Genomic DNA, 13,099 nt, shown 5'->3' on the forward strand with positions numbered 1-13,099 from the left:
CACGAATACACCAATTCCCACGAATATTCGTGTAAATCCGTGCATCCGTGGCATAAAAAACTTATTTTGCCCAGCCAATCCCATTCGTATGAAAATTATTCTCTGCATCCTGAGCATCACAACCGCAATTTGCCTGACCAGCAATTGCGTAAATTCTTCATCCCATAAAAGTCCGGTTATTGCCAACGCCGATTCGCTGAATATGGGCGCGACGCGAGAGACTATCGCAAAAAGCCCTGTCACGGGGGCTGATCAGACTTCCGAGTACCTGTCGTACCTGAAAGGCAAGAGAATCGCGATCGTGGTCAATCAAACTTCTATCATAGCGAAAACTCCCATCGTGGATAGTCTGGTGGCTTTGGGAATAAACATTGTCAAAATATTCGGCCCGGAACACGGCTTTCGCGGTACTGCCAGCAATGGTGATAAAGTAAACGACGACGTAGATCCGAAAACCGGAATCCCCGCTATCTCTCTTTACGGAAAACTCAAAAGGCCGACGCCCGAGCAGCTGGCGGACGTTGATCTGATGGTTTTTGATATTCAGGATGTGGGTGCGCGTTTTTATACTTATATCAATACACTTGGTTATGTGATGGAATCCTGCGCTGAAAATGGTAAAGAAATGGTGATCCTCGACCGGCCTAACCCCAACGGTTTTATGGTGGACGGGCCCATCCTGGAAGATCATCTCCATTCAGGTATTGGGGTTTATCCGATTCCTGTAACACACGGACTGACCATGGGAGAATTTGCACAAATGCTCAATGGGGAAGGCTGGCTTCGCAACAAAGTAAAATGCAAGCTTAAAATCATCAAAATCGCCAATTATACGCACGATACACCTTATATATTGCCGGTCATGCCTTCACCGAACCTCAACACACAGCAGTCGGTGATGCTTTATCCTCATATCTGCATGTTCGAGGGGACGATTCTCAGCCAAGGGCGCGGAACTTACATGCCATTTACAGTTTTGGGTGCTCCTTTACTTAAGGGGAAATATGCCTTCACGTTCACACCGCATAGCATCAAAGGCATGAGCGAAACACCGCTTCATCAGGATAAGGAGTGTCACGGCCTGGATTTGCGGAATTATGATATGAAAGATATTATCAGGAAAAAGCAACTTAACCTGCAATGGCTGATGGAAATGTACAAAGCATATCCAGACAAAGAGAGATTCTTTGATATGAGCCAGAGCAAGCAGATCGGGAATTTTGACAAGCTCGCAGGAACTGAAAACCTGAGGAAACAGATTATCGCCGGCACTTCTGAGGAAGAGATCAGAAAAAGCTGGGAACCCGGACTTTCCAGGTTCAGGGAAATGAGAAAAAAATACCTGATCTATCCCTGAGCCCGTATTTCATAGTAATTCAAAAATCTTCGCAGGCACATAACAAAACATCCCGGGAATAACTTTCCCCGAGATGTCTAATTATTCTCAACGATATTTAAAATTTAACCTTAACAGACAGATACTTAGCGCAGCCCTGAATTCTGATAAAAGGGTATGTGTGCATAATGCTATGTTTTACACATATAAGTCATCTTTTTAAGCTACGTCTAGTTACGTATTCTTTCTACAAATAGATTTGTTGAATGTAAAATAAATTTTATTTACATCCAAAAAAATACTCATGAAAAGGTTTTTACTCTGCTGAGCAGCTCATTCCTGTTGTCATTTGTGATCGGGATCTCAATGTCATTGATGATCACATGGATGTAGTTGATCGCCGTGATGGCATTGAGATTGATGATAAATGACTTGTGTACCCGGAAGAAGAAGTTCACAGGCAGTTGCTGGATCATGTTCTTTAATGTCTCCCGGATCGTGTATTTCTTTTTAACAGTATGAAGTTCCAGATAATTGTCGTCGCTCCGGATGTAAAGAATGTCTGATAGCATGATTTTGGTGAACATATGCTTCTCTTTTATAAACAGTGCATCTTTGATCACAGTCGTATCCTGTTTTTCTTCATACTCCGTTTCTCCCGCCAGCGCGGCAAGTCGGTAATTTTTGAGCGCAAGCTTTACTGCCGTATAAACCGTGATTTTCTGGAAGGGTTTCTGCAGGAATGCGTGCGGGGCCGATTGCAATGCTGCATTGACCACAGCAATGTCGTCGTGGCTGGACAGAAAAAGAAACGGGATTTTTAGATTCTCCCGTATATAATCTGCAAGGTCGATTCCCGTTTGGTAACCGTTTAAGTTGATATCTAAAATGGCCAGATGAAAAACTTTGTTGTTTAAAATCTCGATGGCACCGGAGTAATCTCCTGCAATGTCATTTGCATCATAACCAAAGCCATTAAGTAAAAACTGTAAATGTTTTGCAATAATAAAATCGTCCTCTACAATTAGAATATTCATCTTCAGATTTAAGTGTTCGAATTTATCCGACCGAACGGAAAAATAGCTGAGATTGTGTGTTTACGCGTATAAAGTGTGTCTCCGATAGTGGCACAATGAATTTGGTATACGAATTAACTACTATTTTTGATTTTTTCTGTCGAACTAATTAATTAATTATAAAATTATTTTTATATGACGTCTAAGCTGTGCTGATCAAATCTAATTGCTTGACTAGTAAAATTTTATAATCACCCTCTCCGCTCATGCCTGTCGTCTGCCTGTGGCCCATTCCAGAATCAGATTTGCAAAAGGGCTGACTATTAATTTTCAGATGCATAAAGTAGTTTATCCGGAACGCCACCCCAAAATTGGGAAGGCTTCCAACCCGTCGGGTATTTCGTCAATGTATGAATTAATCATATAATTTTTCGCAAGAATATTTATAAATTTAATTCTACGTCTGCTTAAACTAATTTCGCTAAACTTTATTGCGCGGTATTGACCGCCTGATCGCGTCTAATACGCTAACTCTCACATTTTCTTTCAGAAATTCCAAAAAAATATAATCTGCTTCGATCTATTTTTCTATACCTATCGTATATCTATACATTATTCATGATTTTACTGCATTATGGTAAGATCATTTGATTTGTAAATACGACCTCCCTCCAGAATTTTCCGTTGCATGTTCCCGACGTCGTCAAGACGGTCAGATCCTATTTTCATTTTAATCCTAATTTCTTTCATATCTAAAAACTTCTACCTCATGCAAGTTTCCCGTTTGCGTTTCTGCCGGCTCAGGAATGGATTCCTCAGTTGTGCAATGCTGCTGGCCTCTTTCGGCAGCTACGCCTCCAGTCACAGGGAGGCACCTTTGATTTCCAACGATCCGCTTGCTGACAATACGGATCTGTACGCCTTCAAAAGCCCCGACGACCCAAATTCTATTACGATCATCGCCAATTACATCCCTTTCGAATCGCCGGAAGGAGGGCCGAACTATTACAATTTCGGCACAAATGTCCGATATGAAATTCACATCAAAAACAAGACCACAACAGCCGGCGACGACATTACTTACAGATTTACTTTTTCAGGTACCAATGAAGATCCTACCACTTTTTTCAATATCCGTCTGGGGAAACAGAACCTGAAAGCCACCTATAAATGCGAAAAGAGCACCGACGGCGGCCAGACTTTCGTCACTATCGTCGCAAACGGAGTGGTACCACCTGCCAACATCGGACCACGCTCGATTGAAGGTAAAACGGTCGGGCTGGAAGCTGCGGATTACAATTCGCTGGTACAAAGTGCGATAGCAACTGCCTCAAGTGGAGAGAAGATATTTTGCGGGCCGGTTGACGATCCGTTTTTCGTGGATCTGGCAGGAGCTTTCGACGTAGGAAACTTCCGCCCAGAAGGGAATTCCACTAACGAAACTAAAGATGGGCTGAGCCGCTTCAATGTGCACACTATCGCCATCAAAGTGCCTGTCAGCATGTTGCAGAAAGACGGAAAAGGTGTGCAACAGGCAGCAAATATCCTCGATCCCGATTATGTAATAGGTGTGTGGGCATCGGCAAGCCGCCAGATGATCAAAACGCTGTATGGTGGCGGGGATGTTGGATATGACGGTAAATACGTGCAGGTTTCCCGTTTGGGCATGCCGCTAACCAATGAGGCTGTGATCCCGATTGGCATGAAAGACCGCTGGAACTCTGTAACCCCTTACGGAGGAAACGATCTTCAGTTTGCCAAGTATTTCACAAATCCTGAACTGGCGCTCTACATGGATGATTCACAGTTTGGAACAGCCGTTCCCTCACTGAATGCACTCCGTATCCAGAGCAAGTCACTGGGCAGTTTTGACTTCCGCAATGGTAAGCCTGGTTTGTATGGACTAAAAGGTAATCCTGCGCTCGACGGAACTGCGCTCGCCGAAGCGGCTTTCGGAGGAATTCTGCTGCCGGACGCAGCAAGTCCCCGGGCTGTTGATTTGTTACCTATATTTTATACAGGCGTTCCTAATCTGGCTCCTTACCAGCTGGCTACCGGCAAAAATAACAATCCCCTTGCCGCTGGAAAACCATTTATACACAACTTCCTGCCAACGCTAGGCGATATGCTGCGGTTGAACATGGCCGTGCCTGCCACGCCCCGCGACGATGCAAAATTCAGCTCCCTCGGATTGGTTCAGGCTGCTGTGCTCGGTATAACCGACCCTGCCTACAATGGTTCTACCGATTTGCAATTCATACCTAATATGGACGGTTTCCCCAATGGCCGCCGCCTCGAAGACGATGTGACAACCATTGAGTTACAAGCCGTATCCGGCGTGGTCCTCGCGGCTGTCGGTTTATTTTATGACGATGCTACGGCAGAAGCCCCTGTTTCCCAGCAGCTTTTGAACGTGCTCACTTTTACTTCCGGTCCTACTAAAAATGATGTGGGGTTAAAAGCTGCCTTCCCGTACGTGCAAAATCCGTGGAGAGGATTTGACTATCCCGAAAAACCAAGATTCTGATCCCATCATCCAATAATAAATCGATTCATTATGAAAAATATTTTATACTTGATCGGGATCCTGGCTGCCATTTGCCTTAGTCCTGATCAGTCCACTGCTTCATCCCACCGCGAAGCGCCGCTGATCTCCAACGATCCGCTGGCCGATAATACCGATGTGTACGCTTTCAAGAGCCCGGTTAATAGTGAAAATATCGTTTTGATTGCCAATTATATACCTTTTGAACATCCTGCGGGAGGGCCAAACTGGTATTCATTCGGCGAAAATATCCGGTATGAAGTACATGTGGATAACAATGCTGCATCTCCCGGTGCGGACGTTGTTTACCGTTTTACATTCAAAAAAATGAATGAAGACCCATCCACTTTCTTTCTGATACGTCTGGGTAAAGAGAATCTGAAAACTACCTATACCTGCGAGCGCAGTACGGATGGCGGACGTACATTCTCTACCATTGTTTCAGATGGTAAAGTACCGCCCCCGCACATAGGACCGAGATCTATTGACAATACTACGGTTGGCCTGGGTAAATCTTATAACGCAATAGTGGAGCAGTCGATCATGACAGCCAGCACAGGTGAGAAAATCTTCTGCGGCCCTGTGGATGACCCTTTCTTTGTAGACCTCGGAGGTATATTCGACCTTGGAAATGTACGCCAGAGCGGCAGGGACGGAGTCGCCAAATTCAATTGTCATTCCATAGTCATTGAGGTTCCTGTTGCTACATTGCAAAAAGACAAGAAAACGGTTGCGATGGCGTCCAATATTCTGGATCCGGATTATGTGATCGGTGTGTATGCTTCTGCCAGCCGCAAGAAAATCACCACAATATACAATGGTGGTGACGTGGGTTTCGACGGCGAATGGGTACAGGTATCCCGGCTGGGTATGCCGCTGACCAACGAAGCGGTAATCCCGGTGGGAATGAAAGATAAATGGAATGCGGCTACTCCGGATAACGACCTGCAGTTTGCCAAGTATTTCACCAATCCCGAACTGGCATTATACATGGATGATTCGCAGTTTGGAACAGCAGTCCCTGGACTGGCACCGCTGAGGATTCAGTCAAAATCACTGGGTGCGTATGATTTCCGAAATGGCAAAGCAGGTCTATATGGTCTGAAAGGAAATGCAGCACTTGATGGTACCGCGCTTTCCGAGGCAGCTTTTGGTAGTGTTTTATTACCGGACGCGACCAGCCCCCGTGCGGTGGATATTTTACCAATATTTTATACTGGTGTTCCAAATTTGCCCCCTTATCAGCTTGCAACCGGCAAGGCAGGTAATCCGCTGGCAAAAGGAAAACCGTTTATCCACAATTTTTTGCCGACACTCGGCGACTGGCTGCGGCTGAACATGGCAGTACCGGCCACGCCTCGTAACGATCCCAAATTCAGTTCGCTGGGCTTAGTGCAGGCAGCAGCTTTGGGCTTGACAGACGCAGCGTATAACACCACTACCGATCTGCAGTTTATCCCTAATATGGATGGGTTCCCGAACGGACGCCGTCTTGAAGACGATGTCACAACTATCGAACTTCAGGCAGTGGGAGGTGTGGTACTGGCTGCGATCGGATTATGGTATGATGACTTTACCCCTAATGTTACGCCGAGCCCCTTAACTCCGAATCTGCTGAGTGTACTGGGCTTCAATGCCGGGGTTACCAAAAATGACACCACGCTTAAAGCGATGTTCCCTTACGAGCAAAACCCATGGCCTGGTTTCCGGGGTAATGGTTATGAGGGGCCAGTCAGCAATCCTGATCAGCCGCTTGCAGTGGCCATTACAAATTTTGATTGTCTCACAGGCGGATTCACTTTCAGCCACACAGGTGGAAATCCTTCCAAGACGGTCGAATATGCCGCTGCCGGGGTTGTAAACGGTGTGTATGGCACAAGTGTAAATCGTATGGTAGAAGCCGAGTTGTTCAAAGATGTAAACAGTAGCGGCGTCTTGATTGCCCGTGCACGGTATGTTAATGAACCTGCCTCCGAAGTTACTATGGAGTTTGACTTCCGGACGTTCTGCGGACAGAAAACATGGCGCATAGGATTTGAGGACAATGCTGAAAATGCCCTGGTTCCTTTATCTGCCACCGTCATGGGAAATCCGACTACCAATGACGAGGTCTTTGTTGAGATCAGGGGAGCCAGCGGTAAACGGGTGCAACTGGATCTTGCGAATATAAAAGGACAGGTAATTGGCCAGCAGGTGATCGGCAAAGCGGGAGTAACCGAGCAGAGATCGATCAAAATCGGACGTCAGCCTGGAATTTATTACCTGCGTGTAGTAACGGCTGATGACAGGCATACTGTCAAAATATTAAGGAAGTAACAATTACCGGCCGGAGGTTAACACTGCCCTCCGGCCATTTTTTGAACATCTATTCCCGGATTTACAACCACATGTATCATGAAAAAGATATTCACCCTTTACCTTCCCATACTGTTGCTGCTTCATTCGGCATGTACTGAAAAGAAGAAAACAGAAACTTCTCAGAGCTCGGGATCAGGCACAGATATCCCGCCTTTGTTTGAGCGCCACGGTGAGCTGGCGACAGCAGCCGAATGGCAAAAAACCAAAGAAAAAGTAGACGAGCTAAAACAAAAAATAAAAGAGAACCCGAAAGATGTAAAACCCCGCTTACAGGTTGTCGTGATTTATCTGGCAGAGGCCAGAATCACGGGTGAGCACCCGTATTATTATCCGGCAGCGCTCAAAATACTGGACGGAGTGCTGGCGATAGAGCCTCAGAATTTTGAAGCCAATACTTTTAAAGCCTCTGTAAAAATGTCGCAGCATCAGTTCTCGGAAGCGAGGGGCCTGGCTGAAAAAGCACGTCAGATCAATCCCAGTAATGCTTATGTATATGGAGTGCTTGTGGACGCTAATGTTGAGCTGGGCAACTATGAGGAAGCCGTGGCTATGTCCGACAAAATGCAGGCATTGAAACCTTCTCTGGAATCTTATTCCCGCGCGTCTTACCTTCGGGAGATCTACGGCAATTATCCCGGTGCAATTGCTGCAATGAAACTGGCGGTGGAGGCCGGTTTGCCTGGTTCTGAGCCACAATGCTGGAGTAAAAATACCCTGGGGCATTTGTATGAAACTACCGGTAACCTGAAAGATGCAGGTATACAATACGATGAAATCCTGGCCATGCGCCCGAGCTATGCATTCGCTTTACACGGAAAAGCACAGGTCTATAAGGCCGCAAAACAATATGACAAAGCACTGGCAGAACTGGAAAAAGCAGCCGCCATCATGCCGGAGTTTTCTTTTCATGAGGAAATGGCCGACATATATGCTTTGCAGGGTGACCAGATAAAAGCGCAGAAGAAGTATGCAGAAGTAGTAAAAATGTTGGACGAAGACGCGCAGTCAGGTCACGCGGTGGATCTTGAACTTGCCAAATTGTACATCAAAACCGGGCAACTGGATTCTGCACAAAAGTATGCTTTGAATGAGTACGCAAAAAGGCCAAAAAATATCGATGTGAACCATACGTTGGCGCTGGTTTATTTTAAAGAAAAAAATAACGCGAAGGCAAAGGACTATATGACGGTTGCATTAAGGACAGGCAGCAAAGACCCGGAACTGCTTCGGGTTGCGAGTGAGATAGAGGTGGCTTTGGGCAATAAAAATGAAGGAAGCAAATTGCTCGCCCAGGCAAAGAAAACAAATCCTAAATTTGTGCTTTGATCATGGATTCTGATTAACAAAGACATTTTCATCGTGAAAGCCCATGCATAAACTTCTACTCATCTCCCTTTTTGTGCTGGCTGGTTTTGGCGCTTATGCGCATCTGGGCGGCATTTCCGGCACTGTTTACGATCAGGCTACCCATCTTCCGGTTAAAAATGTGAACGTTATCCTGTCCAACCAGGGTAAGTCGGCGGTTACAAATGAATTGGGGCAATACCGGTTTGAAGGCCTGGTAGCATCCATGTACAAGGTCGAGTTATCGCATCTCAGTTTTAAAACGCAGGTGATAGAAGTAACAGTTAAGGATGACGAAACCACTTTTGCAAAAACATTATTAGCCAAGGCTGATGTGGAATTAAGCGAGGTTGTCATTTCATCACATCGCGCGCACGATCAGCAGCTGATCAGCAACCTGGACATCCGGCTCAGACCGATCACCAATTCCCAGGAAATACTGCGGATGGTGCCGGGCCTCTTTATCGGCCAGCATGCGGGAGGCGGAAAAGCCGAGCAGATTTTTTTACGCGGCTTTGACCTCGATCATGGAACGGATATCCGTCTGACGGTGGACGGTATGCCGGTAAACATGGTTTCTCACGCGCACGGGCAAGGTTATGCCGATCTTCATTTTGTAATTCCCGAGCTGGTTCAGGGTGTGGATTTTAAAAAAGGACCATACCATGCTGATAAAGGGAATTTTACCACCGCAGGTTGGGTTGATTTCCGGACAAAGGATGCTTTGGACAAATCTTTCGTCAAGCTGGAAGCCGGACAATATGATTCTTACCGGGCCGTGGCGGGTATTGATCTGCTGGGAAAGAAGGGTAGGGATAAAAATCAATCGGCCTATATTGCTTCTGAATATTCGTTCACCAATTCCTATTTTGATAATCCACAGGATTTCAACCGTTTGAACGTCGTCGGGAAATACCATGGGCATGTCAGCCCGAATACCAATCTCAAACTAACGGGCTCGACTTTCTGGAGTAAGTGGAACCACTCCGGGCAAATTCCTGACCGTGCTTATGAATCGGGACAAATCGGTTTTTTCGGTTCCATAGATCCGTCGGAAGGAGGAGAAACAAGCCGCACCAATTTCAATGCTGAGTTTGTAACCGTGACGGCTAAAAACTATGTGATCAAAAATCAGGCGTTTTTTAGTAATTACAACTTTGAGCTTTATTCCAATTTTACATTTTTTCTGGAAGACTCCCTGAACGGTGACCAGATCCGCCAGAAAGAAAAACGTAACCTGTTTGGCTATAATGGTAGTATTTCAAAAGAAACGTACATCGGCAAAACCAACTGGACTACGACCGTGGGCGTACAATACCGCCACGACCTGACCAAACGGAGCGAACTTTCACATACTAAAAACAGGACAGAAACTCTTGTTCCTTACCAGTTAGGGAATGTGAACGAACTCAATGCATCTCTCTACGCCGATGAGCAGGTTCAGGTAACCGATAAGTTTATGGTCAATGCTGGGGTTAGGCTGGACTATTTTCGGAATCAATATGAAGACCTGCTTGCCGATCCTGTCAATACCAGGCATGCCAGCGACGCTATTGTTTCCCCAAAACTTAATTTTTACTATACCTTCAATCCCCGGTTGCAGTTGTATCTTAATTCGGGACGGGGTTTCCATTCCAACGATACGCGGGTAGTGGTTCCGCAAGGCGGCAAGCAAATTTTGCCAGGTGCGTACGGTTCTGATTTTGGAATGATTTTCAAGCCTTTTCCCAAAATGTTTATCAATGCGGCGGTATGGTATCTCTGGCTGCAGCAGGAATTCGTTTATGTAGGTGATGCCGGGGTGATAGAGCCCAGCGGGAAATCAAAAAGGCAGGGTATTGATCTTTCTGTGCGCTACCAGCTCACCAAAACGCTTTATGCCGACGTGGATGTAAGTACTGCCAGGCCACGGGCAATAGGCGAAATGGAAGGTATGAATTATCTGCCCCTCGCGCCGCTTCTGACTTCTACCGGCGGACTTTCCCTTCAGATGCCAAACGGGCTGAGCGGATCACTGAGATACCGGTATATGGCCAACCGTCCTGCCAATGAAGACAATTCGATCGTAGCAAAAGGATATTTCGTCGGAGATATGCAGCTCAACTATGCCAGGAAAAACTACAACGTAGGCTTGTCCGTCCAAAATCTGCTGAATACCAAGTGGAAAGAAACCCAATTTGATACGGAAAGCAGGTTGAAGAATGAATCTCAGCCTGTTGAGGAGATTCATTTCACACCGGGTACCCCATTTTTCGCAAGATTAAGCCTTACATTGTTTTTTTGATCGGGTCCTGATCGATTGTCTTGTGTTTGCCCGTTGCTATAAAAATCCCTACAACGGCAATCATTCCTACGAAAAACCAGAGGCTCAGCATCAGGTTATAATACACAATCGCTACCAGGCAGATAGCAGATAACAGCAGCGCGACGATTGGAAAAAACGGATAGAACGGAACGGAAAATGGTCTTTCGAGATCAGGCTCTTTTTTTCTCAATGCAAACAGCGAAACCATGCTGATCATATACATCACCACCGCCCCAAGGGCAGCCAGAATAATAACCTGGTCTGTCGTGCCGAGGCTCAAAGCCACACATCCCGCCACACCTCCCGCGATCAGCGCCCAGTGGGGAGTTTGGAAGCGTGCATTTACTTTTCCTAAAAATGAAGGCAGGTAGCCGCTTCTTGCCAAAGCGAAAATCTGACGTGAATACCCGATGACCGTTCCATGGAAAGATGCAATGAGACCGAACAGTCCCAGACTTGCAAAAAGCTGCGTCCAGCTGCTGTCACGGCCCAATACAATACCCAGCGCAGCGGGAAGCGGGTAATCTATTTCACTCAATTGCCGCCAGTGCGCAACGCCCCCTGTAAAAATCATCACGGCCAGCGCAAGTACGACCAAGGTTAAAATACCATAAATATATCCCAGCGAGATCGTCCGTTTGGGATCTTCCACCTCTTCCGCCACCATAGCAACGCCTTCGATAGCTAGGTAAAACCATATCGCAAACGGCAGGGCAGCAAATATGCCGCCGAAGCCAAATGGCATCGGTTCTGTAACAAAAGTTTCATACGAGAAATGAGGGGCGACTATGCCGATATAGATCAGCAGCTCCACTACCGCCAGAATGGTGACAACCAGTGAAAACATAGCTGACTCTTTGATCCCCAATAGGTTGATGAGGATAAAAATGCCGTAACATGCAAAGGCAACGTCCAGGACTTTAAGCGAAGGATATAGAAAATGGGAATAACTGCCCAATGCAAACGCAATGGCGGGAGGCGTGACCAGAAACTCTACCAGTGTGGCATAACCGGCTATAAGGCCGCCCAACCATCCGAAGGCCCGGTAGGCATAAGAAAAAGGGCCGCCGGCCTGTGGAATAGAGGTTGTCAGTTCGGTGAAGCTGAAAATGAAGGTTACATACATCACCGTCACGACCAGCGTGGCAATCAGAAATCCGACGGTACCGGAAACTCCCCAGCCGTAGTTCCAGCCGAAATATTCACCGGAAATGACAAGCCCGACCGCTATGGCCCAGAGATGTATTGGTTTTAAAACTTTTTTAAGTGCAGCGTTTTGATCAGCAGACATTGGAGGGTTGTTATTGGGAATTGGTTATACCGGATCAATATAAGGCATAACTGGCCCAAAGCCATCATTTCTATGGGAGAAATTAAATGTTACTGTATAAAATTCTGGTTTTAGCGTGGTGCGGTGCGTAAATAGTCTCCCATCTCCCGTACTTTGTCCGTGTTGAGGTAATCTACGCCCAGGCTCATCATGGTTTTCCAGGAATTGATATTATCGGGTGTTGCCCATAGCCGGACTTTCTTTCCCATATCGTGGACCTTCCCGATCATGCTGTTCACCTTTTTCTTTTGGTTTTCCGGCAAGGGACCTTCGCCATTCCAGCGCGAATAGATCTGAAATGACTGGCTGATGAGCCCGACGCGAGCAAGCTGGGAAGGAGTATAGGTAATTTCAGGACGTCCGTCAAAAAATATATAAGACGGATATTTTTCGAAAGTTGCCGGGTCGGGGACATTGCCGCTGATCACGATCTTTACGGAACCTGCGGGTGCCAGCAGATCTTTATGCGGTTCCAGTTCTTTCACCAACGCAGCCAGCGTTTCTTCTCCGGAAGTTTTTAGATCGATCAGCAATTGTATCACCTGGTTTTTTTCGGGATAAATGCTGCCACCGTTTTTCTCTGTATACTCCTTGAGCGGTTGCAGATATAATTTTTGGAAAGTTCTTTTACTGGAAATATTTTTCATCTCATGTGCGACAAACAATGTGTCGTTCACCAGGTACAGATCGGCTTCCATAGATCCAAACTGCTGTTCGTACGCGTCATAAAATGCCCTTTTTTGCTCGTAGTCATTGTGAGAATGGGCGTTTGCGGTAGTGTAGGATTTTATGTTCTGGGCGGTCACTGTTTGCATTACAACCAATATGCCGGACAGAAGGATCAGGATGGATTTCATAACGTAAC

8 protein-coding genes are annotated in these 13,099 nt (G+C 46.3%); 5 read left to right on the forward strand and 3 right to left on the reverse strand.

Annotation, left to right across the window (positions count from 1 at the left end; translation table 11 throughout):
• Nucleotides 1-88: 88 nt before the first annotated feature.
• The gene (locus FBF61_RS11570) at nucleotides 89-1,357 is read left to right on the forward strand and encodes an exo-beta-N-acetylmuramidase NamZ family protein (RefSeq protein ID WP_138477389.1); all 1,269 of its coding nucleotides are present in this window, start codon (nucleotides 89-91) and stop codon (nucleotides 1,355-1,357) included.
• 281 nt (nucleotides 1,358-1,638) lie between these two features.
• Here FBF61_RS11570 and FBF61_RS11575 read toward each other — a convergent pair whose 3' ends face one another.
• Nucleotides 1,639-2,373 carry a LytR/AlgR family response regulator transcription factor gene (locus FBF61_RS11575; protein ID WP_138477390.1) on the reverse strand — a complete coding sequence of 245 codons (735 nt, stop codon included), beginning with the start codon at nucleotides 2,371-2,373 and terminating at the stop codon, nucleotides 1,639-1,641.
• An 805-nt stretch (nucleotides 2,374-3,178) separates the two neighbouring features.
• Here FBF61_RS11575 and FBF61_RS11580 point away from each other — a divergent pair.
• The 4 genes from FBF61_RS11580 (at nucleotide 3,179) to FBF61_RS11595 (ending at nucleotide 10,883) form a co-directional block, all read left to right on the forward strand.
• Nucleotides 3,179-4,879: a DUF4331 domain-containing protein gene (locus FBF61_RS11580; protein WP_138478073.1), complete on the forward strand. Its 1,701-nt coding sequence runs from the start codon at nucleotides 3,179-3,181 to the stop codon at nucleotides 4,877-4,879.
• 30 nt (nucleotides 4,880-4,909) lie between these two features.
• Nucleotides 4,910-7,213, forward strand: coding sequence for a DUF4331 family protein (locus FBF61_RS11585; RefSeq protein ID WP_138477391.1), 2,304 nt, complete (start codon nucleotides 4,910-4,912; stop codon nucleotides 7,211-7,213).
• Nucleotides 7,214-7,291: 78 nt separating this feature from the next.
• The gene (locus FBF61_RS11590) at nucleotides 7,292-8,581 is read left to right on the forward strand and encodes a tetratricopeptide repeat protein (protein ID WP_138477392.1); all 1,290 of its coding nucleotides are present in this window, start codon (nucleotides 7,292-7,294) and stop codon (nucleotides 8,579-8,581) included.
• Between the two features lie 43 nt (nucleotides 8,582-8,624).
• Complete coding sequence (locus FBF61_RS11595) at nucleotides 8,625-10,883, forward strand: TonB-dependent receptor (protein ID WP_138477393.1); 2,259 nt, start codon at nucleotides 8,625-8,627, stop codon at nucleotides 10,881-10,883.
• Here FBF61_RS11595 and eat read toward each other — a convergent pair.
• The gene (gene eat / locus FBF61_RS11600; RefSeq protein ID WP_138477394.1) at nucleotides 10,867-12,195 is read right to left on the reverse strand and encodes an ethanolamine permease; all 1,329 of its coding nucleotides are present in this window, start codon (nucleotides 12,193-12,195) and stop codon (nucleotides 10,867-10,869) included. The two genes, FBF61_RS11595 and eat, sit on opposite strands and share 17 nt — an antisense overlap.
• Before the next feature lie 110 nt (nucleotides 12,196-12,305).
• Nucleotides 12,306-13,091, reverse strand: coding sequence for a phosphatidylinositol-specific phospholipase C/glycerophosphodiester phosphodiesterase family protein (locus tag FBF61_RS11605; protein ID WP_138477395.1), 786 nt, complete (start codon nucleotides 13,089-13,091; stop codon nucleotides 12,306-12,308).
• Nucleotides 13,092-13,099 lie beyond the last annotated feature (8 nt).

Origin of the sequence: Dyadobacter bucti, assembly GCF_005869225.1 — a bacterium.
Taxonomy (GTDB): domain Bacteria; phylum Bacteroidota; class Bacteroidia; order Cytophagales; family Spirosomataceae; genus Dyadobacter; species Dyadobacter bucti.

Excerpts from the sequence above, each read along its gene's own strand:
- FBF61_RS11570 (WP_138477389.1), top strand. The coding sequence starts at position 89 with ATGAAAATTATTCTCTGCATCCTGAGCATCACAACCGCAATTTGCCTG.
- FBF61_RS11575 (WP_138477390.1), bottom strand. The coding sequence starts at position 2,373 with ATGAATATTCTAATTGTAGAGGACGATTTTATTATTGCAAAACATTTA.
- FBF61_RS11580 (WP_138478073.1), top strand. The coding sequence starts at position 3,179 with ATGCTGCTGGCCTCTTTCGGCAGCTACGCCTCCAGTCACAGGGAGGCA.
- FBF61_RS11585 (WP_138477391.1), top strand. The coding sequence starts at position 4,910 with ATGAAAAATATTTTATACTTGATCGGGATCCTGGCTGCCATTTGCCTT.
- FBF61_RS11590 (WP_138477392.1), top strand. The coding sequence starts at position 7,292 with ATGAAAAAGATATTCACCCTTTACCTTCCCATACTGTTGCTGCTTCAT.
- FBF61_RS11595 (WP_138477393.1), top strand. The coding sequence starts at position 8,625 with ATGCATAAACTTCTACTCATCTCCCTTTTTGTGCTGGCTGGTTTTGGC.
- eat (WP_138477394.1), bottom strand. The coding sequence starts at position 12,195 with ATGTCTGCTGATCAAAACGCTGCACTTAAAAAAGTTTTAAAACCAATA.
- FBF61_RS11605 (WP_138477395.1), bottom strand. The coding sequence starts at position 13,091 with ATGAAATCCATCCTGATCCTTCTGTCCGGCATATTGGTTGTAATGCAA.